We start from the raw sequence: 22,950 nt of genomic DNA on the forward strand, positions 1-22,950 counted from the left end.
GACCAAGATGACGTTCCTCATCAGGCAGATTTCCTACACCGCTGGCGGCCGTCAAATCGTGCGGATGACCGAACTCGCCGCCCAAAGCATCACCGTGGGCCGCGCGGCGGAAAACGGCATTCACTTGCCAGATCTTGCCGTCACGCCGAACCACGCCCGCATCGACATCAAGGACGAGCGGCGTGTCGCCGTCACGGCAATCGGCGGGTTGCCCTTCGGCATTGACGGCCGTTCGGTCGAACGTGCTGACATCGACTGTGCCAAGGGCGCGGAGTTGCGCCTGGGCGGGCATCGCCTCACGCTCGGGCTGGAAGACTGCAAGATTGTCATTGCTGTCGAGCGAGTGGAGGCACTCTCTGACGCTTCCGAGGAGAAGGACGAAGCGCAGGCTTTTTCGCTGCGGAGCAAGCTGCCTGGCAAACGCGCCAGCGCCTGGGCGTTCGCGTTCCTGATCCTGGTCGCCTTTCTGGCGGTGCCAATCTGGACCTATGCCAGCTATAAGGGCGTCGAGCAGCGCCCCGAGCGCTTTCATGCCGACCAGAGCTGGTCAAGCGGCCCCTTGTCGCGAGCGCATAAGGCGCTGGAGGGCGACTGTCAGGCATGCCACACGCAATCCTTCGTCGCGGTGCAGGACAATGCCTGCGTAGCCTGCCACAAGGACGTCCACGATCATGCCGCGCCGGCAAGGCTGCTGCAGGCGAGGGGGCAACCAGGTCTCGGCGGGCAAATGCTGGCACAGGTAGCTCATGCCCTTAATCGCCCCGAAGGGCGCTGCGTCGATTGCCATACAGAGCATGAGGGCGCGGGGCCCATGGAGCCGACGGCGGACAAGTTCTGCGTCAACTGCCATGGGGGTCTTAAGGAACGCCTTACAGACGCGAAACTAGGGAACGCCACCGATTTTGGATCGGCCCACCCTGAATTCCGTCCCGCGATCATGACAGTTGCCGGCGCACATCCAGCGTGGGAGCGGGTGTCGCTGAAGAACAATCCGACCGAGGACAGCGGCCTTAAATTTCCCCATGCCCTGCACCTGTCACGCCAAGGTGGCGTGGCGCGGATGGCGCAGACCATGAAGCAGGAGCAGGGCTTTGGCGATGCGCTCATCTGCAAGGACTGCCACACTCCCACCGCCGATGGCGTTCGTTTTCAACCGGTGGACATGGAAAAAGACTGCGCCATGTGCCACAGCTTGGCCTTTGAGGAGGTCGGCGGCACCGTCCGCACGCTTCGCCACGGCGAGCCTGAGCAGGTGATCGCGGACCTGCGTGCCTATTATCGTTCCACCGGCCCTGCACGGCCAATCAGCTTGGGAGGAATGGCAAGGAGGCGGCCGGGTCAATATGCGGAGGGCCAGCTCTATCATGCCTATTTTGGCGCGGCGGCGTCCCGGCCGACGAAAGCGGATCAGGCCATCCGCGCGATTTTCTCCAAGGGCGGCGCTTGCTATGATTGTCATGTCGTCGCTCCGCCTCCTGCGGCAGGATCGTCCGCCTGGCGCGTATTGCCGGTGCAACAGACGACGCGCTATATGCAAAAGGGCTGGTTCAGCCATGACGCGCACAAGACCGAGCGCTGCGAGAATTGCCATGCTGCTGGCCAATCCAGCCGCGCCAGCGACCTTTTGTTGCCCGGAATTGCAACCTGCCGCACCTGTCATGGCGGGCCACAGGCAAAAGCCGATATTCCGTCCAACTGTGCTCTATGTCACAGCTATCATGCCGATGAAGGCGCACCGTGGACCACCAGGCGGCGCGTCGCGGAGATGAAGCGGTGACCAATATCGGGGCGTCGGGCGTGCAGTACCGTGAAATGACAGGAGGTGCCATTGCTGATCGCACAGATCACCGACGTCCATCTGGGCTTCGAACCCGGTAATCCAGGCGAGTTCAACCGAACAAGGCTGGATCAGGTCCTGCGGCTGCTTTGCGAAGGGCCCAATCGTCCGGATCTGCTGCTGGCGACCGGCGATCTGGCCGACAAGGGTGACCCTGAAAGCTACCGGCAACTACTGGACGCTCTCAGCGCCTGCCCCTTCCCGGTATGGCCCTGCGTCGGCAATCATGACGATCGAGGCAACTTCCTGCGCCATTTCCCCGATCTCCCAATTGCTGATGGCTTCGTGCAATATGAGGTGGATTTGGGTCCGCTAAGACTGATCGTGCTCGATACCCTTGAAGAGGGCCGCCATGGCGGCGCATTCTGCGACACTCGCGCCCGCTGGCTTCAGGACCGTCTGGCTGAGCAGCGCGAAAAACCGACAATCGTGGTTATGCATCATCCGCCTGTTGAGGTCGGCATCGACTGGATGGACATCGGGCCACAAGAACCATGGGTGGGCCGCGTGGCGTCGGCCTTGGCTGGCAGGCGCCAGGTAAAGGCGGTGTTGTGCGGCCATCTTCACCGCCCCATCGTGGCGCCATGGAATGATACGACCGTCATTATGTGCCCGTCCACCGCTCCTCAACTGGCGCTCGATCTGCGGTCAATCGATTCCGAGCTTCCGGATGACCGAGCGATGATTGTCGCCGATCCGCCTGCCTTCGCGCTGCATTGGTGGAATGGCCGGGAACTTGTCACGCATTTCGATACCGCTGACGAACATAAGATGTTGGCCAAATTTGACCGCCGCATGCAATCGCTGGTGCGCGGCCTTCAAGCCGAACGATCTGAATGATCGCCGCCTTATTTATGCCGCAAAGCAGCAAAAGCACCGATTTTCGACCTATTCCCATGCTTCTGTAGGCGGTGTAGACTTTGCAGGCTGCGGTCGGCGCCCAAGCCCAAGGCAGGGTGTTCGCAGGAGAGTGATGCACCGGTGCAAGTCCGGAAATCAGCCGATCGCAGCGCCTTTCTCCGCTCTGGAATGTACTGCAATTGCGCCACTTCCATGTACGATTGCAGAAAATGCAATCGTTCGCGAGTCTTTCGCAATTGCGGAATGATCGGTAGTGTCCCATATCAAAATGGCCTTTCAGGCATCCTCTCCTAAGACTTTAGGCCGGTCCTCTGGACCGGCCTTTTTTTTCGCCGCCGCTCTGGGAGCCTCGGCGATAACATGTCGGACATTTCTAGAACTGTGCTGGTGTAAAGTCAGCTAGAAGCAGCCACCTAGACCGCGTCGCTCACCGCATCAAAGCGACATGAAGGGCGCACGGACAAGCTCGAAAGAAACGAGTGTTGAGGACCACAAGTGCGGGATCATGTGGTGCGAAGCGGCCTGTTGGTTGCGACCTAAAAGCAGGCATGACTACGCTACATTCCAAACCTATAGTGTTTCAATGACTTCGCCCGTCCTATCTGTTCTGCCCTGGTTGGACGTTGCGGGGCTTTCCCTGTTTGCGGCTTCCGGGGCGCTCGCGGCCGCCCGCAAGCAACTCGATTTCATAGGCGCATGCTTTTTCGCGCTCATTACCGCGACTGGCGGAGGAACCCTTCGCGATGTGCTAATCGGAGCGCCGATCTTTTGGATGCACGACGCGACGCCGGTCATCTTATGTGTGCTAGTAGCAATTGCCTCCTGGATCGTACCGCTTCGCTGGTGGCCGGAGCGGGCGTTGGACTGGCTTGATGGCGTCGGACTGGCTGCCTATGCCGTTTATGGAGCGGGGAAGGCTCTGCAGTTTGGAATAGCAGCCATTTCCGCCGTAGCTGCCGGCGTGATCACTGCCTGCGTCGGGGGCATTATCCGCGATATTACTGCGGGCGTGCCATCGGTTCTCATGCGACACGAGTTGTATGTCACTGCGGCCCTGCTGTCAGCAGCTTCGTTTGTCGGACTGACGAGCTTAGGCATTGAAGCACCTTTTCCCGCATATCTGTCCGTCAGCCTGGGGTTCGCACTGCGGGCGGCGGCGATACAGTGGCACTTTGCTCTGCCGCCCCATCGTGGCGCCTGAGCGCAAGGTCAAGGCCACCGCTGCCCGAAGCTGCCTATCTCCTATTCTCCGGCGTCAGCGGCGCAGCCAATGCAACCATTTCCGGGTGATCGGCGTTTGTACTCTTCATCTTCATCGGATACATCCAAGCGGGGACGGCGAGGCCGTGTCAGGTGACTTATTTAAGGACCGTAAGTGGCAAAAAGAGTTCTCGTTGTCGAGGATAACGAACTCAACCTGAAGCTCTTCTGCGATCTGTTGCGTGCCCATGGACATGTGACGGAGCCGGTCCGTGATGGCCGCGAAGTGGTGGACCGCGCTCATAGTTTTTCGCCGGATCTTGTCATCATGGACATCCAGTTGCCTCATATCAGCGGCCTTGAACTGATTGAGGCGTTGAAAAAGGATGAGGCCCTCGCCCGGGTGCCGATCATGGCGGTAACAGCCTATGCGGGAAAGGGGGATGAAGACCGCATTCGCGCCGCCGGCGCCGAAGCTTATGTGTCCAAGCCCATATCGGTGATGAAGTTCATTGAAACGGTAGAAAGCCTGTTCAAAGGCCGCATTCCGGCCTGACGGGCCATGTTGCCGATGGCGCCGCCGCCTCTTGGAAGAGGTCAGCTGTGTCCCTGCGCGCCGTAATAGCTTTGATACCAGGCGGCGAACCGTTGAAGGCCCTCCTGCAGCATTACCTTCGGCCGGTATCCGATAAGTGCGTGGAGTTGCGACACATCCGCGTAGGTCGCCGTCACATCTCCAGGCTGCATCGGCCGCATGACCTTTTGCGCTTCCCGCGCCAATGCCTTTTCCAGCGTGGAAATCATATCCATCAGGCCTACCGGATGACTATCGCCGATGTTCAGGATGCGCTGGGTGGACAAGGGAGGTGGATTGTCCAGCGCACCGATCACGCCATCGACGATATCGTCGATATAGGTGAAATCGCGCGCCATTTTGCCTTCGCCATAAACCTCTATCGCCTGTCCGGACATGATCTTCTGCGTGAAGCTGAAATAGGCCATGTCGGGACGGCCCCAGGGACCATAAACGGTGAAGAAACGAAGGCCGGTCTGCGGAAAACCGTAGAGATTGGCATAGGCGGCGCTCATCAACTCGCAAGCACGTTTTGTCGCGGCATAAAGCGAAACGGGACTCGCCGCAGGCTCATCTTCCGTAAAACCTGCGCCACCCAAAGGCTTGTCGCCATAGACGGAACTGGAGGACGCATAGACGAGATGCTCAAAGCCTTCTGCATGGCGGCAAGCTTCAAGCACAGACAAATGGCCGGCCAGGTTGGATTTTTCATATGCGAAAGGATTTTCCAGGCTGTAGCGAACACCTGCCTGCGCCGCTAGGTGGACGATCCGTCGCACGGCGTTGTCGCGAACCAGCGCCGCCATGGCGGGAGCATCCGCTATGTCCATCCGCTCCATGCGAAAGCCGGAGCGCTGCTCCAGCGTGGCTGCACGCGCTTCTTTCAGTGAGGGGTCATAATAATCGTTGAAATTGTCGACGCCTATCACCGTTTCGCCCCGGTCCAGCAGCCGGTGCGCGACGGCATGTCCGATGAAGCCCGCAGCGCCGGTCACGATGATCGTCATTTACATGGTCCTCCAGTCGGGGTCCGACCAGGTCGCGCTAGCGAACCCGGCCGGAACTAGGGTCCTGACCCTAAGGCACTGGCTATGGACGGCCGGTGCGGCCGTCAAGGCGCTGTCAGACAGGCCGGACGAGTTGCTTCGCCCGACGGTTCAATATCTGAGCCGCACTGCCAGACCGAGTTGCCAACGGTTATAATCTTCGCCCTGCACTTCGCTCTGGCGGCCAGTGTAACGGCCAAGAGCGGAAAAAGAGACGAGCCTATTCAACAGATATTCGAGCTCTCCATCAACGATCACTCGGTCCTGATCGATGCCGGAAATTCCACGATAGCGTGTATCGCGATACTCGACACCCCCACCAAAGCGAATGTTGTGCCGAATTTCCTGCTCAACGCCCAATCTCACCCTCATATCTGTACGGCCGGTGACGCCCGGCTGGACCGTGGCCACGTCGCCCCGGAAGGCGGTCAGCTCAAGCTCCGTACGGGGCGTGACCTGGTAATTCAGACCCGCGCCGAAGTGGAACCCGGTATCCTTCTTCAGCGTCGGATCATCAGGATCGAAACGATACGCGCCGGCATAGATATCGCCGCTTAGTTTCCCGCCCGGATCAATCTGAACGCCAGCGGAGGCGTTATAGGTGGTTGAATCGCGGTCAACGCCGACGACACTTGTACCAAGGCGATAATCGCGACGACGTACCTGGCCCTGCCCAAAGACGTTGAGAGCCCCAGAGACGAGATACAGAGCTCTTACGGTGCCGGTATAGGTGGTGCGGTCACGCTCATCATCGACCGGATTGCGGTAGTCGAGCTTTTCAACTTCTCCGCGAACCTGAACGCCAAGCCTCGATCCCCGAATGCTGGCGAACAGATCGCCGCCATATTCGTTAAACAGGCGAGGCCCCACCGTCGTATCGGTGCGGGCTTCGGGATCGCCACGTTCTTCAGCGGTGCGGACAAAACGAACGGAACCGCCAAATTGCGCCTGCTCGGATGGTCGAGCCACAATGCGCGACATCGCGCCGAAAGTTGTGCTATTTTCCGATTCATGATCGACGTACCGGCGTAGTCCCACAAACCCTTGCGTGGTCCAGGCCAGCTTTTGATTATCGAGGTCGAACGCGATCCGCGGAACCGCGTTTATGACGACGTCATTGTCCTTACCGCTCTCCTCGGCATAAATGTTGTTGTCATAATAACCAGTAACATCCAGTTCGGGCCTGATAATGAAATTGCCGGCCTGTAATGTGCGGGGCTCATAGCCCTCCGGCATTTTGCGTTCCGCCTTGAAACCTTCGGGCTCCAGTTGCGCCAGGGCCGGCGTTACCGACCCAAGTACGCCTGCCGCCGCCAGCACCGGCCACAGAGATCTGGCCGCAATCCTGCGTTGGTTCTGCATAATGGTGAACTCCCTGAAACTTATCATTCATGGGTCGCCTGCGCCCGTTCGCGCCCGCGACCCAATATTCATGACTATGGATGTAAAGACCAGCCCTATTCGTCTGTTAGAACCAGCTTTCCTTGATACGGATCGTATCGCCGGGCAATACTGTCGTATTCTCTCTGGCTCGCCCAGTGACGCCTCGACCCTCTATAGCGCGGGTGATCGTCATGTTTTTCTGGTCTGCGCGGAAGGTGAAACCACCCGCCATCGACACGGCCGTAAGGACAGACATGCCGGGACGATAGGGATATTCGCCAGGACTTTTGACCTCGCCCAATATATAGAAGGGCCGGTATTTCGTGACCTGCACGTTCACGCTTGGCGAACGAAGAATCTGCCGTTCAAAAAGGACTTTGGCAATGTCCGACTGCAACTCGCCGACTGTCTTGCCCCTTGCTTGAATGTTATCGATGAGCGGCAATGAAATCACTCCACTGTCGCTGACCACATAATTATTGTTGAGCGCGTCGAGGCCATAGGCGGTAATCCGGACCTCATCGCCAGCATCGAGGCGATAAAGCGTGGCTTGCGGCGAGGATGCGGAGGCCGGCAAATCCGCTGCCGAACCGCCAGATGCGCAGGCGGTCACTAATCCAAGCGCGGCTATCATCAGCATCAGCTTATGGCACATCCGGCCGAGTTCAGTCATGTCGTGCTCCCATACTGCCTTCCTCTTAACCTAAACGAAGGACGCAACCGGAGCTTTGGCGATTCCGGCATGGCGTTCAATCCCTTTGGGTGTCTCATTCGGTAAATTACCCCTTTTTCCCGACATCAGGATGATGAAGAAGCCCCATAACACGCGAGCCGCGCTTTTGATCCTTCACGCAGCCTTTCGGGCTGCTGGGAGCCATGGCGACAGATCCCTGCGGATGAGCTTTCCAAGCCGATCGACCTCAGGAGCGTAGAATTCTTCGAGATGTGCGCGCAAATCTGCGCTCAGGGGCGGGCAATAGGGTGGCCGCCCAAGCTTGCTTCTGGCCGCTTCGAACAGGCGGTTTCCATGCAAGCGCCGCACCGCTTGATGAACAGGGCGCCAGAGGTGGTGAAGTCGATGCGGATGCAGGGACTGTTCGTCGACCTTTTCGTCGGCCTTTTCCCGCCGCACTTCGACAAAATGGAACGGGACGCCAAGATGGGCGCACACCTCTTCCATCACCCAGACAGGCCGCTCCCGTATGTCATCATGAAGCAGGATCTTGATCTGGCTGCGTGGGAAATGATTCATCCACCGCTTGAGGTGATGGAAATACAGGCCATCGTCCAGGATGGGTGGAACCGATGCATTTGAGGGCGTCAAATGGTCCTCCGGCGGCCCCTTCAAGAGGCCGTGGCGAAGCTGCATTCGGTATTCAGAATAGGCCCGGTCGACGGGATTACGGAGCTGCACGATGAGGGGTATATCGGGCAGCAGTTCCGCGATGCGCCGGGCCGCATCCGGATGCGCTAAGTAATCCGTCGATTTTTCTCCCGGCAACTGGCCGGCTCCCGCTTCGCGGAAGAACTGACTGTACCAACTAAAACCTTGTCGGAACTTTACGCTGAAAAAATGCGGCTCAATCGGTGGCAGGAAAAGCGCAGGATTGTGTCGCAGTTGAAATGCCAGCCAAGAGGTCGCCGCTTTGACAGCGCCGATCATGATAAACTGCGGAAGGATATGAAGGCCGCTCATGCTGCGCTTCCCGCCATGCCCTTCCTCTCAGGTGTCGCCAGGTTCTTGAAGCGGTCCCTGCGACATATGCATTAGCAGAGCCCGCCTGCATCTCTTCTAGCGCAAGCATAGACATAAGGAACTTGCCCGAGCAGTCATTATACCGAAATGTCTGCACGGCTCGCATGGTTTACCGCGTCGCTCAGTAGAGTGAGGGGCAGGCAATTTTGGTTTTTTCATCCGAGTTCAGCAATAGCCCATTTGACGACTCGCATCGACGTGCTTTGTTTCAAGTTGGATGGATGAGGCCCCTTGTCCGATTACGTACCAATGGCCAGGAAGGCCTTACGACCTTAGGCGTACCAATAAAGTTACATCATCGTAACGATGTTCGATATAAGTTCTTGGAAATAATTTGCTTTTTTGCGCCGCAACAATGTATGGCGCATTTTGGGACACAACTTTAGGGCTAATTCATTTGAAGCTGCGCAAAGTGGTAAATGATGATATAACCCTTCCCTTCGGATGACGAGAAAAACTCGCCCCGAATTGATGTAAATGTGTGTCTTTTCCTGCGGGTTTCCACCGGCCAGCAGGAATTTCGTAAATTTGGGTCGCCTCGTATGCTGTCGATTGCAGAAGAGGGGAAAGCTGTGACTCACGACATTGAAGTATCCCTGTTGGGAAGAAATGAAATAGTACGCGAAGGTTTACGTCGAATCCTGACCGAAGAACATTTTCAGGTTACCGCTTCGGTAGAAGACTCGGCTCAACTTCGCGTTACGGTTAAAGACCAGACCGGCTTTCGTAGCCACATTATCATCATCGACAATGGACCAGATCAATTCGGGCTGGAAAACTGTCGCAAGCTGCAGCAACGTTTTCCGGGCTCCAAGCTGGTTCTTCTAGCCGATGAGTTCGATTATGGCGAAGTGGCGGAGGCCTTTCGCGCCGGCGTCGACGGTTATATCGTCAAGGAGATATCCTGCGAGCCGCTGATCAGTTCGCTGCATCTTGTATCCATGGGCGAAAAGGTCATGCCGTCCCAGCTTGCAGGCACTTTGGCCAATGGCAATGGGGCAATGGCACGGCGCAACTGGCGGGAAAGCATCGCCGACGTCAACCTCTCGGAGAGAGAGGTAGAGATACTACGCTGCCTGATCCTGGGCTATGCCAACAAGGTCATTTCGCGACGGCTCACTATCAGCGAAGCCACAGTGAAAGTCCACGTAAAGGCCATTCTCCGGAAGCTGCGGGTATCTAACCGCACGCAGGCGGCGATCTGGGCCGTAAAGCGGGGTCTGGAAACGCACCTCGCTGCGCAGCCGAAAGATCGTACGATTTTGAATGACGACGATAGCGGCTTCGAACTTCTGTCCGACTGCGCCGCATAGGCCTTGCAGCCTGATCCACGTGCCAGGGGCATTTCCGCAAAAAGTGGGAATGCCCCTGTCTCCTTACTGCCATTCGCGGAAAAAATGCGCCACGATCTGAGTGCGGTTCAGCATGCCGGTCCGTTCCATGATCGCTCGGATATGAACCTTGACCGTGCTTTCGCTGATATCCAGTTGGGACGCGATGGCCTTGTTGGATAGGCCGCGGGCAAGCAGTCGAAGCACGTCGAGCTGCCGCGGCGTCAGGATCGTATCACCGGCTCGCGTCTCAAGCATATCGGGCGCTGATCCTGCTTTGGGGGCGGCCACTCCATTTCCAAATATATTGGCCAAGACTGCGCGAGGATAGATGATAAGCCCTTCCCGCATCAATTGAAGTGCGGCGATGGTCGGGGCCAATGCCACATCGCCGGTAATATAAGCGCCGACGCCAAGCTGAAGACTGTGTAGCATCTGAGTGACGTCATGAGGGCCGGACAAGAGCATCGTAGCGGCTCCCGGAAAGCGCAGCGTCAGTGTCTTCAGCCGCTCTCCGAATTCCCGGGAACCGATGTCCTGACCTCCGGCTTGAAGGATCACAACCTCCGGATCCCCTTCGGGAGGCGGATCACTGCCAAGTTCCTCGAGATGGCCGCAGCCGGTGATGGAAATGGTCGCATTTTCACTGAAGCCGGCAAGAAGGCAGCTTCGGCTGAGCGGAGAAGGATCAACCAGCAGTACGCGCACGCTTTCTCCCCCTTCCCGCTTCCGCCCAGTCTGTCCCCCGGGCCTCTCCAGCTCCAGCGCGGTCACCAAGGCCGCCGCTGTGCGTAGGCATCGCGCGAATTACTGTGAGAACGAGAGCCTCCAGCCGTTTGGCGTTCGGCTTGTACCACGAGAAAATTCCGGATTGCTTTCATGCTTGCCTCCCACTTCAGTCCTGACATTCCAACCGGACAAGCCGGGCCGAGACTGGCCAGCGGAAGATGCGAAACCCTGCCGTTCTCTGGGGTGTCGATATTCCCGTTTTCGCCCCCAAGGGGCAAAAGTTATTGGGGTACGGCGGTCAGGGCAAAATGGCTAATGCTAACGAGCTATGGTGGGTTAAAGGACAAAGGCAGGTCATTCTAATAAGGCCGCCATTCCGAATATCGCGGAATGGCGGCCCCTTTGCACCCGGATGACTAGTGGTCAAATAGTGCCCTAAGCCATAGCAGTCACAGGCTGACCGAATTCCAAGGATGCACCGCTCAATGAACGAGTCACTGGAGTAGGCAACCCATTGGATTTGAATTCAGACTTCAGCTCCTCCTTACGCTGGCGAAGCCGTTCGCCAAGGCCAGTCAAGTCGACGCCCGCCGACTTGGCCTGCGCGAACATCCCACTGGATGGCCTTTCTTCTTCCTTTACGTGATGTTTTATTTCCTCCGACAGCACGGTCACCTTGGCGTCGAAAAAGTCGGCTGACGGACCGCTCTGCAAAAGCTCCGCAATCAACAGCTTTGCCCCGTCATGTTCGACATAGGCTTCATCCAGCACGTCGCCTTCGATTTTGCCGCGGAGCGCGGGATAGAAAATTTCTTCTTCAATCATCGTGTGAATGATCAATTCCATGCATATTTCTTCAGCCAGCCTTTGCTTCCGATCATCTCCACGGGCTTTTTCGAACTGCTCAAACAGGTCCTCCACCTTTCGGTGGTCTTCCTTCAGCATCGCAATCGCATCCAACTTCTTGGTAGGCATTTCCTGTCCTCCGGTTGGCCACCCACTGACAAAAGAAAGCCGGAGAGGCTTGCTTCGTTCCGTTCGTTCCATCCGATTTCCGAAAATGGCGACGTCCAATCAGATGCGTTTCTTCCGCTTCAGCCGCTTGGCGTTGCTCGTCGCACGGCGATGAACCGGCGCCAGCGCCTTGCCTGCGGCGGCCGAAGCACGAGCACCCATGCGGGAAGAGCGGCGGGCCAACCGATCGGCTTCCACGGCTGTCGGTAATCGTACTGCAGCAGCTATAGCGCCAATAAGCATCCAATTGGCGAGGACGTCCGATTGAATGGCGTAAAGGTCAGCGAAGGCTGCTCTACCCGCGCGCGAAAAGGCATCCACCTTTTCCGGCACCATTCGGCTCAATTCGGCATAGTCTCCCTGAAGCGGATCTCGCACCGCCTCTGCGATCGATCCACAACGGCTGTGGATGACGTGCGCCGATGCACCCATCATTTCGCTATATTTCAGTCCAGCGGTCGCTAGTTCCATGCCGCTGGTCCACATGTCGGTCCAAAGAGAAAATGGATTCCATTTCATCATATTTCCTTTGGAGGAATGTGAGCCGATCGGTCTCCCCGGCGAAAATAAAATAAAGCTTAAAGCATCGTGCGGTTCCGCACGCTCATCGGCCTCGGGCGGAACTCTCGCTTCCGTCAGCCATTCTTCCCGCTTGGGTGAATAGATGGACATCTTATGAACCAAGAAACGGCGATGGCGTCTGACAGCGGCAAGAAAGCCTTTGAACAGGCAATTGGATCGACGATAATCCTAAACGCCTTGCCTATGGGCGTATTTTGCTGCGACCGGGACGGCCTGATCCGCTATTATAATGAGCGCGCCGCAGAGCTTTGGGGTTTCGAGCCTGAGTTGGGCGATCCCAATCGCCTCTTCAACCCGGCCAAACGACTGTTCGACCCAAATGGGGAGCCATTGTCTGCAGACAAAACGCCCATGGCCGAAGCTTTAAAGAACGGCAAACCGGTTCGCGACCGACATCTTCTTATCGGACGCCCAAATGGAGAGCGGCTACTGGTCCTCGTCAATGTCGATCCCTTGTTCGATGATGAGGGAAAATTGGCTGGTGCGGTCAATTGCTTTCAGGACATCTCCGATCTGGCCGATACGCAGGAGGCGCTTAAAAATCGCACGGATGACCTCATCAAGGCAGAGGAACGCACCCGCCGGAGCGAACAGCATTTTCGCGACGTGCTCGATGCGCTGCCGGCAGCCGTCTACACAACCGATCCTCAAGGACGGATTACTTACTACAACCAGGCCTGTGTAGAATTGTCCGGCCGGACCCCGGCGCTGCTGAGTGATGAATGGTGCGTCTCCTGGAAGCTGTATCACCTCGATGGAAGGCCAATGCCCCACAATGAATGTCCAATGGCGATCACGATCAAGGAGAAGCGGGCAATCCGGGGCGAGGAAGCTATCGCCGAGCGTCCCAATGGCGCGCAAGTCCGCTTCGCGCCATGGCCAACGCCTTTGTTCGATGCTGATGGGAAACTGACAGGCGCGGTCAACATGCTGATCGATATAACCGAACGCCACGCCGCTGAGGTGCAGTCCGCTCATCTCGCGGCCATCGTATCGTCCTCTGACGATGCTATCGTCAGCAAGACGCTGGACGGACGAATCCGGTCCTGGAACGCCGGCGCCACCAGGCTCTTCGGTTACACTCCTGAAGAAATGATAGGCGAGCCGATCATCAAGATCATTCCACTCGAACTACGATCCGAAGAAGACGAAATCATTGCGCGACTACGACGCGGCGAACGCATTGAGCATTTCGAGACCGAAAGAGTGACGAAGACCGGCGAACGAGTACATGTGTCGCTGACCGTCTCCCCCGTTCACGACAAGTACGGGCGAGTCATCGGTGCTTCGAAGGTGGCGCGAGACATTACCGAACGAAAGCGAGCCGAGGAAATGCAGCGCCTGCTGATGGGAGAGTTGAACCATCGCGTCAAAAACACGCTGGCGACGGTCCAATCGATCGCCAACCAGATGGCGCGGAGCATCCGTTCGCCATCCGAATTCGCCGCCGGATTTGCGGGACGCATTCAGGCGCTGGCCTGCGCCCATGGCCTGCTCACCCAAAGCGCTTGGCAGGGAGCCTCCATGCTCCCCCTGGTTCGCGACCAATTATTGGTCGATGGGGAAAAGGACGACCGCATCTCATTTTCTGGGCCGCCGATCCAGCTTGAACCCCAGCCTGCATTGCATCTCGCACTGGTGCTGCATGAACTTGGCACCAACGCACGTAAATATGGTGCATTGTCGACGCCCGAGGGCCGCCTCTCCATTGACTGGGAGGTCCGCTCAAATCAGGGACGCCACCTATTGCTTTGGTGGCGTGAAAGCGGGGGGCCAGAGGTAATCGCACCGCAAGAAAGCGGTTTTGGAACGACGCTTATTGAAAAGAGCCTGGCTTCAGATGGAGGGCAGGCAACTGTTCGTTATCGCGCCCAGGGTTTGGAATGCGACATCGTTCTGCCCCTGCCCGAACGGGCAACGCAGATATTTTCGCGCACGCTCTCCCCTGACGTTCCTGCCTCACCTGCGTCAAAGCCCTCAGAACCGCCCACTGTCCTCCGCAACGCGCGGGTGCTGCTGATAGAGGACGAACCCCTTATCGCCATGGACATGGCCGACACTTTGGCGGAAGCGGGATGCATTGTCGTCGGGACCGCGCCTACAGTGCCTGAAGCCATGCGCCTCATCGCGAACAGCGAATTCGATGCAGCACTGCTTGATGCCAATCTTGGCGGCGAACCGGTGGACGAGGTTGCGGCCGCCCTGACCCGCAAAGGGAAGCCCTTTGCATTCGTGACCGGATATGGGCGGGACACTTTGCCAGAGGCCTTCCGGCAAGCTCCCCTGGTAAACAAGCCGCTGATGCGGGATGCCGCCATTCATGCTATCGAAGGCCTCCTGGCTCAGGACAATGACATATTGCAACTTCGACCCAAAAAGGCCTGAGGACTGATCAGGCCGCGAGGCTGGACGCCACCACCGGCGCAACATGCCTTACGATGATATCGACGCCCTGTGCGTTGGGGTGAATGCCGTCCTCTAACAATAGATCTCGCTGGCCCGTCACATCCTTCAGGAAAAAGGGATATAGCGGCACGGAGTGTTTCTTGGCGAGATCGGGGTAAATGGCATTGAACGCATCCGCATAGTCCTTGCCGAGATTGGGTGCGGCGAGCATCCCTGTCAGCATGGCGTGGATATGGCGTTTATCCAATTCGTTCAGGATAGCATCGAGATTGGCGCGTGTTTGCTCAGGGCTAAGCCCGCGCAGCATATCATTGCCGCCAAGGCCGACGATCACCAGATCGGGTTTGCGCGGCAGGCCGTCGAGCGTGAAGGCCAACCGCTGCAGCCCAGCGGCGCTGGTGTCACCGGAAACTCCGGCGTTGTGGACATAGGCATCAAGACCCTTTCTGCTTAAGGCACGTTGCAATTCGGGAGCGAAGCCTTCGCCTTGCTTCAACCCATATCCGGCATAAAGACTGTCGCCAAAGACCACGACCAGTCGCGAATGTTCAGCGGAATGGTCCGATCGTGCGGGCGACCTCTTGACCTGCGTCCGATCCGAAGCGGCCTTGTCATCCGAACAGCCCGCCACCAATTGGAAAAGCAACGGCGCCAACGCATAATAGAATAACTTTCCGGCCAAGGAGCATCCTTCCCTCATGCATGGCACAACCGACCAGTCCACTATTGCGATCCGCGCGCGCAATGTCACGCTCTCGCTCGGTACACGGGATGCACCGGTACAGATATTACGGAACATAGATCTGGACATCATGCGCGGGGAAAGCCTGGCCATTCTGGGTGCATCGGGATCGGGCAAGTCATCGCTGATGGCGACCTTATCCGGCCTGGAGTCCGCCACCAATGGTGAGATCATGGTCGCTGGCCAGAATTACGGCGTGCTGGACGAAGACGACCTTGCCCGCGCCCGGCGAGGACGGGTCGGTATCGTGCTGCAATCCTTTCACCTGCTGCCAACAATGACGGCGCTTGAAAATGTGGCGGTGCCGCTGGAACTCGCGGGTTTCGCCGAACCCTTCCCAAGGGCCAAAGCCGAGCTGAAGGCAGTGGGTTTGGACCACCGCGTTTACCATTATCCAGCACAACTTTCAGGCGGTGAGCAACAGCGCGTGGCGATCGCGCGCGCCGTCGCGCCCGGACCGGATATCATCTTCGCCGACGAACCGACTGGCAATCTGGATGCGGCCACTGGATCGGCCATCATCGACCTGCTGTTCGAAAGGCGGGCCGCCACGAACGCGACATTGGTCATAATCACGCATGATTCCCTGCTTGCGGAGCGATGCGACAGGATCGTGCAGATGCGCGACGGCCAGATCATCTCGGACCGCCTGAGATGAAAGCACTGGGTTGGAGGGCCAGCTGGGCGATTGCACGCCGGGACCTGCATGCCAATTTCCGTGGCCTGCGCCTGCTGTTCATCTGCCTCTTTCTTGGCGTGGCGACGCTCGCCGCCATAGGGAGCCTGACAGCGGCAATCACTGGCGAACTGGCGATAAAAGGCCAAGCGTTACTGGGCGGCGACATTGAAATTGCTATGATGCAGCGGGAAGCCAGTGACGCTGAAAAGGCACAGCTCCGCCAAACTGGCCAGCTAAGCGAGACAATTCGCATGCGCGCCATGGCCCAGCGCCATGGCCAAAGCAACAACGGGCCGGCTGCTGTTCTGACCGAGCTGAAAGGCGTTGATTCAGCTTACCCTCTTTATGGCCGCCTCAGCCTTCGCCAGGGCGCGCACAAGCACCCGTTGCGGCCCGATGAGCTGGTTGTCGGCCAATCGCTTATCGATCGGCTCGATGTGCGTCCCGGCGACCGGCTCCATTATGGGGAAGCGGTATTCACCATTCGCGATGTGATTGCAGAAGAGCCCGATCGCGTCGGCGAGGGATTCACATTGGGCCCGGTTGCGATCACCTCCCTGGAAGGGCTGCGGCGGACGATGCTTATCCAGCCCGGCAGTCTTTTTGAAAGCAAATATCGTATCAAGCTACGCCCAGGACAGGATGCACATAAAACCAGGGAAGCATTGGAGGCGCGCTTTCCTTCGACAGGCTGGGAGTTCAAGGACCGGGATCGCGCCGCTCCCGGAGCCAATCGCTTTTTTGAGCGGATGGGCCAGTTCCTCTCGCTCATTGGACTAACTGCCCTGCTCATTGCCGGAATTGGGGTAAGCAACGGTGTCTCGTCTTATCTCACCATGAAGAGAAGCAGCATTGCGACGCTCAAGGTCCTGGGAGCAACATCCGCGGACATCACGCGCATCTACCTGTTGCAGACCGGAGCAGTGGCCTTGGTCGCCATAGGCTGCGGCTTGGTCGCAGGTGCGCTGTTGCCCCCGGTCATCATATGGCTAGCGCAGGACATGCTGCCGGTGCAGCCGGGCATGACGCTTCATCCCCTGCCGCTGCTGAAAAGCGCCGCCTATGGACTGCTGATCGCGCTTATCTTTGCCCTCCCCCCGCTGTCACGGGCCAGAACAGAACCCGCCGCCGCATTATTCCGCGCGTCGGTGGAGCGTCGCGCGAGGGTCGGCTGGAGGAGCCTTATCGGGAGCGTGGCTGCGACTGCCGGGGTTGTCTTTCTCGCCTTGGGGACGGCGGACGAGCCCCTCTTCTCCGCAACCGTGCTGGGGGCGACAGCGGCCGTGTTGTTGTTGCTGCTCGCCATCGGCTGGAGCGTAAGGCGCATTGCCGCAGCAGCCCCACGGCCAAGGCGCCCATTATGGCGGCTTGCGGTCGCCAATCTGCATCGGCCGGGCTCGCAGACGCCGGCGCTCGTGATTGCGTTGGGATTGGCTCTGACCCTCTTCGTGACGCTGGCCGGTATTCAGACCAGTCTGGACGCGGAGATACAACGCACCGTTCCGGAGCGCGCGCCCAACCAGTTCGTCCTCGACATTCCCGCAGAGCGGGAGGGCGAGTTCCGGAATCTGGTGGCGGCAAGCGCGCCGGAAGCGGAACTCAACATTGTACCGGCGCTGCGCGGCACGATCGTGGCTTATGGCGGCCAGCGAGTAGCCGACCTCAATGAACTGCCCGACGGCGCATGGTTTCTGCGCGGTGAGCGAGGCGTCACTTACAGCGATATCCTTCCGGAAGGCAGCGATCTGGTGGAGGGGCAATGGTGGCCCCGGAATTACCGGGGACCTCCGCTCGTCTCCCTGGATCGTGAAGCGGCGAAGGTCATGGGCATCGGCATCGGCGATAGGCTGACGGTCAGCGTCCTCGGGCGAGAGATCGAGGCGCGCGTCGCATCCCTGCGGCAGGTGAATTGGGATACGATGGGCTTCAACTACATCATTGTTTTTTCGCCCAACGCGCTGAAGAACGCTCCGCACAGCCTGGCCGCCACCATAACCATGGACAAGAGCCGCGACGCCGCCGTGCAACGCGCGTTGCTCGCCGCCTTCCCCTCGATTTCCATCATAGCGGTGAACGAAATAGTGGCTCAAGTCAGCACGCTTCTCCGCCAGATGTCGAGCGCCATCATCGCGGCCGCTTCAGTCGCGATCCTTGCGGGGATTGCCGTTTTGATAGGAGCGATTGCCGCGTCGCGGCAGGTACGGAGCTATGACAGTGTGATCATGAAGATATTGGGTGCGACACGGTTGCAGATATTGGGCGCCCAGGCGCTGGAATATCTGCTGCTGGCGCTGGTTCTGACGCTGGTATCGCTGGCGTTCGGCCTGTCGGCGGCCTGGTATGTCATCGTTCGTGTGTTTGAATTCAGCTGGGCCCCGGACTGGTGGGTCGTGATGGGAACGCTGGGGGCGGGTGCAATCGTGACCCTGGGAATCGGACTGCTGGCTTCGCTGCCGCTGATATCCGTGCCGCCTTCAAGAGCCTTGCGAGCCCTTTGATATTCCTCCGCAGCGAGGAACTGACCGGCAGAAAAAAAGTCCCGGCTCGACGAGGATGAGCCGGGACCAGGAGAGATGGTTAGAACTTGACGCCAAGCCGCGCATACCATTCGCGCGGCCTGTTATAGGTGCCGAACATGACTCCAGCAGCGATGTTCGACCCGCCAGATGTCAGATAGCGGTCCTTGGTGAGATTCGTGCCGCCAACGGTGAGCGTCCAATGGCCGTTCGGTTCCTCATAGGTGACGCTGGCATTCACCATATCGGCCGACGGACGCTTCATGAGGAAAGTGCGCTGCGTGTCGTTCCACATGCTGCTGATATGGGTCCAATCGCCGAGGAAAACGAGCGACCCGCCATTGCCGAGCTTCGCTTCATAACGCGGGCTGATGTTGGTTTTCCAACTCGGGGTCTTGGGCAGCGTAGCGCCTTCGGAGATGCCTGCCTGGAACGGATTGGCGCCACTGACAGCCAGAGCCCCCGCTGCAACGGATGAATATTCGGCATCCAAATGCCCGACCGAACCACTGATGGTGAGGCCATCCACGGGAGCTGCCACCATTTCCAACTCAAAGCCCTTGATCCGCGCATCGCCCGCATTGTCGATGGTGGGCGAAGTGCCGATCTGGATGTTGAGCTGAATGCCCTTATAATCGGTGGTGAACACCGCGGCGTTCAATTGCAGCCTGCGGTCGATCAGCGTGGACTTGATACCTGCTTCCCAGGTGGTCGCCTTTTCCTCATCAAAGTCTGGCGCGACATTGCCCTGCGGATTGCTGAGACGCGTGGTCCAGCCGCCGGTCTTGTAACCCTTCGACCAGCTGGCATAGACCATCACATCGTCATTGGGATGAACCTGCACACCGACCTTGGGCGAGAAGTTGCTGAACGTCTTGCGGTTGACGCCCGGCGTGTAAAGGCGAAGCGGGTTGGTAGGATCGGGGAAGCGGAGTGCTGTTTGGCAGCTTAAGGCAGGCACCAACGGGAATGGTGCGTCAGGCGTGACATTGCCGTTAGCGTCCGAGCAGCCGAATAGCTTGTAGTTTAAGCCGTTCAGGTCCTGCTGCCCCCCCTCGAACCATTTCTTTTCATGCGTGTAGCGGCCGCCGACAGTGATGCCGATGAGATCGATCGGGCGATAGTCGATCTGCCCGAAAAAGGCGTAATTCTCGGTCTTCAGATCATTGGGACCATCGACCTGCAGTAAACCCTCGGCAAAGGTGACATAGTCGTGGAGGTCTCCCGCTTCCTTGAAATAATAGGCGCCCAGCACATAGTTCAGCTTGCTGTCGAGCGCGTGGCCAAGCACCTGCAATTCCTGGCTAAACTGCCATTGGTTCATGGTGAAGCTCAGCTGCCCGAAGTTGAGCGGCGAACCGTCGGCGTCCACCCCGGCCTTCCAATGCAATTCGCGATAGCCGGTGATGGATTTCAAGGTCAGAGCATCGGACACGTCATATTGAAGCGTGCCTCCAAGGCCCCAAGTCTTCAGGTCCGAAAAGCTGTTGCCGGATGCATAGCTCTTGTCGACGTCATTAACCAGGAAACGGCTGTCCCAGGGGATACGGTCATTGGTCGGATCAGCATCGACATTGACGCTGGCAAGGCTACCGAGTTGGAGCGCCGGATTGAACTGCGTTCCGCGGACGCCGCAAAGCGCATTCGCATTCCGGGCTGAAATTTCCGCCCCGGTAGCCCCGATGCAGAAATTATAGAGACCCGCAAAGAGGAATCCTCCGGCCGGTGGGCCAAAAACGGGAATGGATCCGTCATTAAACGCCGTCCCGGGGAACGGGTTTGTTGGCGCGAACGGCCCCGGCACGAATTCCGTCGTCCCCAGCAGCTTGTTCGCCGTAGTGCTCTTGTCCTTGGTGTAGTCACCGCTCAACACCAGACTCAAGGGGCCGCCATTATCCCATTTCAGCTTGCCGCGCATATTCCAGTTGTCGGTGACCCCTTCCCGCGCGGCGGAGTCCCTGCCGGCCTGGGAGAACGCCGTGAAAGGATCGGCATTGGCGGCGCGTGCGTCGTCAAAGACCAGCCGTTTCAGGAAACCCTTCCGGTTCTTTACGCCGAAGGTGACGGACGAACTCAGCGAATCGCTGATTGGCAGGTCGGCTGAACCCCGGACCTGAATCAAATCATAGCTGCCCGTGGTGACGTCGCCGGTGAAGCGGAATTCATCGCCCGGATCACGCGTGACGATAGAGATCGCGCCGCCGATAGTATTACGGCCGAACAGCGTGCCCTGCGGCCCTTTCAGCACCTCAATCCGTTCGACATCCAGCAGGTCCTGATTGGCGCCCACGGTACGCGCGAGATAGACGCCGTCGACATAAATGCCGACGCCCGGATCAATGTTGAACGCAAAATCGTCCGCGCCGATACCGCGGATGAACGCTGCCAGCACGGCAGGGGAGGCCGAAAATGGCGTGCCCGCATCAAGGCTGACATTGGGTGCGATATTCGAAAGCTGGCTTACATCTCCGACCGCGCGCTCCTGTAGCGCCGAAGCCGTGAATGTGGAAATCGCGATGGGAACGTCCTGGACATTTTCCGCGCGCTTTTGAGCAGTAACGACGATGGGCTGAATACCGCCGGCTTCGGTCGCATCAACACCGGCAGCGTCCTGCGCCATCGCCGACACCGGCAGACTGGCGATAGCAATCGCCAGCATACTGGGTTTCAATTGAATGGATATCATGAAATCTCCCCGTTTAATCCTTGTGCGTATTACCGTCCTTTGTTCCAAGATTAACGGACAATCGGCGTCCATTCTTGGACGCCCATGCCAGCGAAAACCGGACAATCGCGCATAGGGGAGCGAAGGTTAATTTCGTCTGCTGGCGCGGAAAGATGTTGGAGTAACCCCGAAACGGCTTTTGAACCGGCGGGTGAAATAAGCCGAATCGTTAAAGCCAAGATCAAAGGCGAGATCGGTAATCGAACCGCAATCCATGGCGGACGACAAAATTTCGGCAGCGCGGTTGAGACGGCGCGTCAGGACGAACTCGGTCGGTGTGGTGGCCATGGCCGCAAATACATTCTGAACGGTTCGGGGAGACAGCGACATCGAACGCGCAATGGTTGACGTACTCATTTCAGGGTCGGTCAGATGCCGCTCGACAAAGCTGGTGACCGCAGCGGCCACATCCGGCGAACCGGCGTCGGCATTCGGCTTTCGCGCGGTCAGGGACAGGCCCAGGAGTTGCCAGACGATTTCGGCCAGGGCCTGCGCTTCTTCCTCGCACGGCTCGCTTTGCCAGCAGTGGCGATGAAGGAGCGCCAGAAAATTCCGCAACAAAGCGCTGCCCAGCGCGCCAGTGGACACCGTATGGCCGATCGTCGATTCCCAATCGGGGTATATTTCCGTCAGCCGGCTTTCCGGCATATCGAGGACGATCGCCTGGTTACGGTCAGAAATCTGCAGTTCATAAGGTTCATGGGGGATGCAGAGCGCCAAGTCCCCAGCATTCAGGTTTGCATCCCGATACCGCTGCGAACTTAAGCTATAGCCGATATTCTGGATATGGGCGATCACCCTGCCCGACCGATCCGGGGGCAATGATCGGGAATGCCAGCGCGAAATCCGGGCCTTTGGCGAGTCGGCAATGGCAAAGTTGATATCGCCTAGCGTGCATTGCTTCCAGGAAGCATCGATGTCGGTGTCGCTGTCGACGACCATGCCGGTGAAAATGCCGCCAATCAGATGATTCCAATATTCCAGTCGTTCTCCGCGGCCAGCGACTCTGGTTGAATATTGCTCAAACATTCATCCCCCCTTCTGATTTTCGTGCTTTAAATAATAATGTCACATAACAAATTTTGTCCAGAGCCCCCGCCCCAAACTGAGCAAATCCCTGTTATTCGCGATGAGCATGCGGCTTGGCATGACCGTGCGTCCGCAAATAACGTTCGTCCAAGTCAAGAATCACAGTCTCTGCCTTATCTCCTCCGGTGATTCTCAGAAGCTCGTCGATCTTTGCTTCTAATCGGTCATCATTTTCTTTCGATGACGGAGAACCGACATAGAGAAAATAAGCCAAGCCTACGACCTGCCAAAGCAACTGAAGAAATTCCGACTGCCAGTTCTCCAACGTATCCCGTCCCATCTCAATCAAATATTGGTTGAATTGCGGCGCCTGGCTGTGCTCCCTCGCTTCGTCGACAAAGGCATACCAGCCAAAAAGCCAGTGGCCCAAGAGCGAAATCAGGAAGAAGGCTATGGTGATCCAAGCATAAGCATAGCGTCTCATGTACAGTACTCCGATGCTTCTACTTCGAACAACCCGCGCAATGCGCCGAAGGTTCC

The 22,950-nt window shown here is 58.1% G+C and carries 19 protein-coding genes; 8 read left to right on the top strand and 11 right to left on the bottom strand.

Annotated features, from left to right (window positions below; genetic code table 11):
* Positions 1 to 7: 7 nt before the first annotated feature.
* The 4 genes from HNQ99_RS04990 to HNQ99_RS05005 all read left to right on the top strand — a co-directional run bounded on the left by HNQ99_RS04990 (position 8) and on the right by HNQ99_RS05005 (position 4,454).
* Positions 8 to 1,777, top strand: a complete 1,770-nt coding sequence (locus tag HNQ99_RS04990; protein ID WP_184474536.1) for a cytochrome c3 family protein — start codon at positions 8 to 10, stop codon at positions 1,775 to 1,777.
* 51 nt (positions 1,778 to 1,828) lie between these two features.
* Positions 1,829 to 2,677 carry a phosphodiesterase gene (locus HNQ99_RS04995; RefSeq protein WP_184474537.1) on the top strand — a complete coding sequence of 283 codons (849 nt, stop codon included), beginning with the start codon at positions 1,829 to 1,831 and terminating at the stop codon, positions 2,675 to 2,677.
* Between the two features lie 604 nt (positions 2,678 to 3,281).
* On the top strand, positions 3,282 to 3,899 hold the full coding sequence (locus tag HNQ99_RS05000; RefSeq protein WP_184474538.1) for a trimeric intracellular cation channel family protein: 618 nt from the start codon (positions 3,282 to 3,284) through the stop codon (positions 3,897 to 3,899).
* 174 nt (positions 3,900 to 4,073) lie between these two features.
* Entirely contained in the window at positions 4,074 to 4,454 is a 381-nt protein-coding gene (locus HNQ99_RS05005; RefSeq protein WP_184474539.1) for a response regulator, read from the top strand.
* Positions 4,455 to 4,495: 41 nt separating this feature from the next.
* On the opposite strand, the gene HNQ99_RS05010 is transcribed toward HNQ99_RS05005, so the two are convergent.
* The 4 genes from HNQ99_RS05010 to HNQ99_RS05025 all read right to left on the bottom strand — a co-directional run bounded on the left by HNQ99_RS05010 (position 4,496) and on the right by HNQ99_RS05025 (position 8,597).
* Entirely contained in the window at positions 4,496 to 5,479 is a 984-nt protein-coding gene (locus HNQ99_RS05010; RefSeq protein WP_184474540.1) for an NAD-dependent epimerase/dehydratase family protein, read from the bottom strand.
* A 150-nt stretch (positions 5,480 to 5,629) separates the two neighbouring features.
* A complete protein-coding gene (locus tag HNQ99_RS05015; RefSeq protein WP_184474541.1) occupies positions 5,630 to 6,907 on the bottom strand; it encodes an outer membrane beta-barrel protein in 1,278 nt (425 codons plus the stop codon).
* A gap of 79 nt (positions 6,908 to 6,986) precedes the next feature.
* On the bottom strand, positions 6,987 to 7,574 hold the full coding sequence (locus HNQ99_RS05020; protein ID WP_246414530.1) for a polysaccharide biosynthesis/export family protein: 588 nt from the start codon (positions 7,572 to 7,574) through the stop codon (positions 6,987 to 6,989).
* Between the two features lie 174 nt (positions 7,575 to 7,748).
* Positions 7,749 to 8,597, bottom strand: coding sequence for a sulfotransferase domain-containing protein (locus HNQ99_RS05025; protein WP_184474542.1), 849 nt, complete (start codon positions 8,595 to 8,597; stop codon positions 7,749 to 7,751).
* Positions 8,598 to 9,229: 632 nt separating this feature from the next.
* On the opposite strand from HNQ99_RS05025, the gene HNQ99_RS05030 reads away from it, so the two are divergent.
* Positions 9,230 to 9,970, top strand: a complete 741-nt coding sequence (locus tag HNQ99_RS05030) for a LuxR C-terminal-related transcriptional regulator (protein ID WP_184474543.1) — start codon at positions 9,230 to 9,232, stop codon at positions 9,968 to 9,970.
* A gap of 63 nt (positions 9,971 to 10,033) precedes the next feature.
* On the opposite strand, the gene HNQ99_RS05035 is transcribed toward HNQ99_RS05030, so the two are convergent.
* From HNQ99_RS05035 to HNQ99_RS05045, 3 genes are all read right to left on the bottom strand, one after another.
* Entirely contained in the window at positions 10,034 to 10,762 is a 729-nt protein-coding gene (locus HNQ99_RS05035) for a response regulator transcription factor (RefSeq protein ID WP_184474544.1), read from the bottom strand.
* Between the two features lie 390 nt (positions 10,763 to 11,152).
* Positions 11,153 to 11,692, bottom strand: coding sequence for a hemerythrin domain-containing protein (locus HNQ99_RS05040; RefSeq protein WP_184474545.1), 540 nt, complete (start codon positions 11,690 to 11,692; stop codon positions 11,153 to 11,155).
* A 99-nt stretch (positions 11,693 to 11,791) separates the two neighbouring features.
* Positions 11,792 to 12,250: a hypothetical protein gene (locus HNQ99_RS05045; RefSeq protein WP_184474546.1), complete on the bottom strand. Its 459-nt coding sequence runs from the start codon at positions 12,248 to 12,250 to the stop codon at positions 11,792 to 11,794.
* Between the two features lie 156 nt (positions 12,251 to 12,406).
* Here HNQ99_RS05045 and HNQ99_RS05050 point away from each other — a divergent pair, with 156 nt between their 5' ends.
* Positions 12,407 to 14,698, top strand: coding sequence for a PAS domain S-box protein (locus HNQ99_RS05050; RefSeq protein ID WP_184474547.1), 2,292 nt, complete (start codon positions 12,407 to 12,409; stop codon positions 14,696 to 14,698).
* A gap of 7 nt (positions 14,699 to 14,705) precedes the next feature.
* Here the strand turns inward: HNQ99_RS05050 and HNQ99_RS05055 are convergent, their stop codons facing one another.
* Positions 14,706 to 15,419, bottom strand: coding sequence for an arylesterase (locus tag HNQ99_RS05055; RefSeq protein WP_184474548.1), 714 nt, complete (start codon positions 15,417 to 15,419; stop codon positions 14,706 to 14,708).
* Here HNQ99_RS05055 and HNQ99_RS05060 point away from each other — a divergent pair.
* Both HNQ99_RS05060 and HNQ99_RS05065 read left to right on the top strand, forming a co-directional pair.
* Complete coding sequence (locus tag HNQ99_RS05060) at positions 15,418 to 16,119, top strand: ABC transporter ATP-binding protein (protein ID WP_184474549.1); 702 nt, start codon at positions 15,418 to 15,420, stop codon at positions 16,117 to 16,119. The genes HNQ99_RS05055 and HNQ99_RS05060 overlap by 2 nt on opposite strands.
* On the top strand, positions 16,116 to 18,638 hold the full coding sequence (locus tag HNQ99_RS05065) for an ABC transporter permease (protein WP_184474550.1): 2,523 nt from the start codon (positions 16,116 to 16,118) through the stop codon (positions 18,636 to 18,638). The genes HNQ99_RS05060 and HNQ99_RS05065 overlap by 4 nt, the downstream gene beginning before the upstream one ends.
* A gap of 79 nt (positions 18,639 to 18,717) precedes the next feature.
* Here HNQ99_RS05065 and HNQ99_RS05070 read toward each other — a convergent pair whose 3' ends face one another.
* The 3 genes from HNQ99_RS05070 to HNQ99_RS05080 all read right to left on the bottom strand — a co-directional run bounded on the left by HNQ99_RS05070 (position 18,718) and on the right by HNQ99_RS05080 (position 22,894).
* Positions 18,718 to 21,342 (bottom strand): TonB-dependent receptor, encoded by a 2,625-nt coding sequence (locus tag HNQ99_RS05070; protein WP_184474551.1) that lies wholly within the window; start codon positions 21,340 to 21,342, stop codon positions 18,718 to 18,720.
* A gap of 126 nt (positions 21,343 to 21,468) precedes the next feature.
* Positions 21,469 to 22,410, bottom strand: coding sequence for a helix-turn-helix domain-containing protein (locus HNQ99_RS05075; protein ID WP_184474552.1), 942 nt, complete (start codon positions 22,408 to 22,410; stop codon positions 21,469 to 21,471).
* A gap of 91 nt (positions 22,411 to 22,501) precedes the next feature.
* Positions 22,502 to 22,894 carry a DUF6766 family protein gene (locus HNQ99_RS05080; protein ID WP_184474553.1) on the bottom strand — a complete coding sequence of 131 codons (393 nt, stop codon included), beginning with the start codon at positions 22,892 to 22,894 and terminating at the stop codon, positions 22,502 to 22,504.
* Between the last annotated feature and the right edge of the window lie 56 nt (positions 22,895 to 22,950).

Origin of the sequence: Rhizorhapis suberifaciens (assembly GCF_014200045.1) — a bacterium.
GTDB lineage: Bacteria > Pseudomonadota > Alphaproteobacteria > Sphingomonadales > Sphingomonadaceae > Rhizorhapis > Rhizorhapis suberifaciens.

Coding starts and splice junctions, on each gene's coding strand:
- HNQ99_RS04990 (WP_184474536.1), top strand. CDS start 8: ATGACGTTCCTCATCAGGCAGATTTCCTACACCGCTGGCGGCCGTCAA.
- HNQ99_RS05000 (WP_184474538.1), top strand. CDS start 3,282: ATGACTTCGCCCGTCCTATCTGTTCTGCCCTGGTTGGACGTTGCGGGG.
- HNQ99_RS05010 (WP_184474540.1), bottom strand. CDS start 5,479: ATGACGATCATCGTGACCGGCGCTGCGGGCTTCATCGGACATGCCGTC.
- HNQ99_RS05015 (WP_184474541.1), bottom strand. CDS start 6,907: ATGATAAGTTTCAGGGAGTTCACCATTATGCAGAACCAACGCAGGATT.
- HNQ99_RS05020 (WP_246414530.1), bottom strand. CDS start 7,574: ATGACTGAACTCGGCCGGATGTGCCATAAGCTGATGCTGATGATAGCC.
- HNQ99_RS05025 (WP_184474542.1), bottom strand. CDS start 8,597: ATGAGCGGCCTTCATATCCTTCCGCAGTTTATCATGATCGGCGCTGTC.
- HNQ99_RS05040 (WP_184474545.1), bottom strand. CDS start 11,692: ATGCCTACCAAGAAGTTGGATGCGATTGCGATGCTGAAGGAAGACCAC.
- HNQ99_RS05045 (WP_184474546.1), bottom strand. CDS start 12,250: ATGAAATGGAATCCATTTTCTCTTTGGACCGACATGTGGACCAGCGGC.
- HNQ99_RS05050 (WP_184474547.1), top strand. CDS start 12,407: ATGAACCAAGAAACGGCGATGGCGTCTGACAGCGGCAAGAAAGCCTTT.
- HNQ99_RS05060 (WP_184474549.1), top strand. CDS start 15,418: ATGCATGGCACAACCGACCAGTCCACTATTGCGATCCGCGCGCGCAAT.
- HNQ99_RS05055 (WP_184474548.1), bottom strand. CDS start 15,419: ATGAGGGAAGGATGCTCCTTGGCCGGAAAGTTATTCTATTATGCGTTG.
- HNQ99_RS05065 (WP_184474550.1), top strand. CDS start 16,116: ATGAAAGCACTGGGTTGGAGGGCCAGCTGGGCGATTGCACGCCGGGAC.
- HNQ99_RS05070 (WP_184474551.1), bottom strand. CDS start 21,342: ATGATATCCATTCAATTGAAACCCAGTATGCTGGCGATTGCTATCGCC.
- HNQ99_RS05075 (WP_184474552.1), bottom strand. CDS start 22,410: ATGTTTGAGCAATATTCAACCAGAGTCGCTGGCCGCGGAGAACGACTG.
- HNQ99_RS05080 (WP_184474553.1), bottom strand. CDS start 22,894: ATGAGACGCTATGCTTATGCTTGGATCACCATAGCCTTCTTCCTGATT.